Below are 2,734 nucleotides of genomic sequence, written 5' to 3' on the forward strand. Positions count from 1 at the left end.
TTATAAAACCAATTTCTCTCATTGCACACTTGTGTTTAGCTAGTTTATACGGCTAGTATTCTCACAGGTATGCCATTTGTCACAGTTGTTTTAACGCTTAACTAAAGATAAATATGGTGTTAGCCTTTGCAAAACCTGCTTCAACACCATCACTGTCCAATCTATATCAGCTTCCGTAGTATCACGCCCAAAAGTTATCCGAATTCCGCCCAAAGCCGCTTTTTCAGAATAACCCATTGCTAACAATATGGGGCTAGGGCTAAGTTTACCACTGTGACAGGCAGCACCAGCACTGATGCCGATACCTGCAAGATTTAACTGTCGTACCAAGGTTTTACCGCTAAGTTTTTCCCCATCAGCGTTTTCTAAGCACATACTCACATGGTGAGGTAAACGATCGCAAACATCCCCTGTAGGAATTAAACCAGGAATTTCAGATAATTGGGCAAAAGCGCGATCGCGTAACTCAATTAATCGTGGTGTTTCTGTAGCTAATTCTTGCGCTGCTAATTCTGCTGCTACACCAAACCCCGCAATTATCGGTACTGCTTGCGTACCAGAACGCAGTCCCATTTCTTGCCCACCACCACTCAGTAAAGACATCAAATCTACCCCAGGACGCACATATAAAGCTCCTACACCTTGCGGCCCATATATTTTATGACTGGAAAGACTAAGTAAGTCTACAGGTAGTTGTTGCACATCTATGGGTAAGCGTCCCGCAGCTTGCACTGCATCTGTGTGGAACAAAGCACCATGCGCTCGCACAATTTTACCCAGTTCTGCGATCGGCTGCACAGTCCCAACTTCACTTTGACCGTAAATTATAGAAACCAAAACTGTATTATGTCGCAACGCCGCCTTTAAATCCAAGGGATTAACTCTGCCTTTAATATCTACAGACAACCGCGTAACTTCCCAACCCCACATTTCTAGCAACCTTACTGTCTCAGAAATAGCGGAATGCTCAACGCTGGAGATAATTAGATGTTGAGGTACAGCATACAACCGAGCTACACCCATAATCGCCAAATTATCTGCCTCAGTGCCACCAGAGGTAAAAACGATCGATTCAGGGGTAGCGGCGTTAATTAAACCAGCAACTTGGACTCTGGCTTGTTCTACAACCGTTGCCGCCCGTTGTCCCCACTCATGTAAACTGGAAGGATTGCCCCACTGTTGAGTGAGGATGGTTTGCATAACTGCGATCGCTTCTTTTCGAGTCGGAGTAGTGGCGCTGTAATCTAGATAAATTTGCATATAACCGATAATGGTGAGAACACACGTTAGTGATAGACTGCGGATTTGTCAGCATATACAGTTTTAGTGGACAAATCCTGAAAAAAATATCTGTAATTTTACATCTAATAGTGGATTTTTCCCTTTACTTGGAAACTTATTTCTCTACTTAATTCAGAACACAAAATTTTGGGAATGATAAATATGTCCACTCCCAATCCACTTCTAACAGATTACAGTGCAACTTATCTCTAGACAAAGGTATTTTTTATATATCTTTTTACTGATATTTTCTCTCGCTGGTTGTCAACGAGTCCAGTCCTACAATCAGCGTCCAGCACCCTTACCACAAGAGCCGTTAATTCAAGCTTACTTTAACCATTCTGAGTCTTCAGAATACCAAGAAGCTTACCGTCAGCAAACTCGCCTGGGGGATGATTTAGAAAAACAGGTTGTGGATGCTATTACGAATGCTAAATCTACAGTAGATGTAGCGGTGCAAGAATTACGTTTACCCAAAGTTGCCCAAGCACTGGTTGATAGACAAAAAGCTGGGGTAAAAGTCAGGATAATTTTAGAAAATATCTATAGCCGACCTTGGAGTAGCTTAACATCTGCTGAAGTAGGTAAGTTAGATAAAAGAGAACAAGAACGCTACAACGAATTTCGCCAATTTATCGATATTAACCACGATAATCAACTTAGTCCAACCGAAATTAATCAAAGAGATGCTTTGATAATTTTGCAGAATGCCAAAATTCCCTGGCTAGACGATCGAGCTGATGGTTCAGCGGGTAGCAGCTTGATGCATCATAAATTTGTGATTGTGGACAATCGCCTCGTAATTATCACTTCAGCTAATTTTACATTAAGTGATACTTCTGGTGATTTTACAAATTCTAGTAGTTTAGGCAATGCCAATAACTTATTGCAGATTGACAGCCCAGAATTAGCTGCTTTATTTACAGAAGAATTTAACATTATGTGGGGTGACGGGCCGGGAGGTCAACCAGATAGTCGATTTGGTTTGCAAAAGCCGATACGTTTACCTAAACAAATAACTTTGGGTAATACCAAAATTACTGTGCAATTTTCGCCTACTTCTCCAACTCAACCTTGGAGTAACAGTAGTAACGGTTTAATTGGTAAAACTTTAGATTCAGCAACCAAGTCTATTGACATGGCCTTATTTGTCTTTTCTGAACAGCCTCTTGCCAATATTTTAGAAAAACGCCATCAACAAAGTGTGCAAATTCGCGCTTTAATTGAACCACAATTTGCCTACCGTCCTTACAGCGAAGCCTTAGATATGATGGGCGTTGCTCTGAGTAACAAATGTAAATATGAAATTGACAATCATCCTTGGTCAAATCCAATTACTACAGTAGGTGTACCTGTGTTACCCAAAGGCGATTTATTGCATCACAAATTTGGTGTAATTGATAGTCAAAGAGTAATTACAGGTTCTCATAATTGGTCAGATGCTGCCAATAAT

At 41.0% G+C, this 2,734-nt stretch carries 2 protein-coding genes; one reads left to right on the forward strand and one right to left on the reverse strand.

The genetic code is table 11. From position 1 onward, the window contains the following. Positions 1-90: 90 nt before the first annotated feature. A complete protein-coding gene (locus IQ229_RS22815; RefSeq protein WP_194047669.1) occupies positions 91-1,260 on the reverse strand; it encodes a cysteine desulfurase family protein in 1,170 nt (389 codons plus the stop codon). Between the two features lie 217 nt (positions 1,261-1,477). On the opposite strand from IQ229_RS22815, the gene IQ229_RS22820 reads away from it, so the two are divergent. Continuing rightward, on the forward strand, positions 1,478-2,734 hold a 1,257-nt coding region (locus IQ229_RS22820), incomplete at its 3' end, for a phospholipase D-like domain-containing protein (protein ID WP_194047670.1).

Origin of the sequence: Nostoc cf. edaphicum LEGE 07299, assembly GCF_015207245.1 — a bacterium.
Taxonomy (GTDB): Bacteria; Cyanobacteriota; Cyanobacteriia; order Cyanobacteriales; family Nostocaceae; genus Nostoc; species Nostoc edaphicum_B.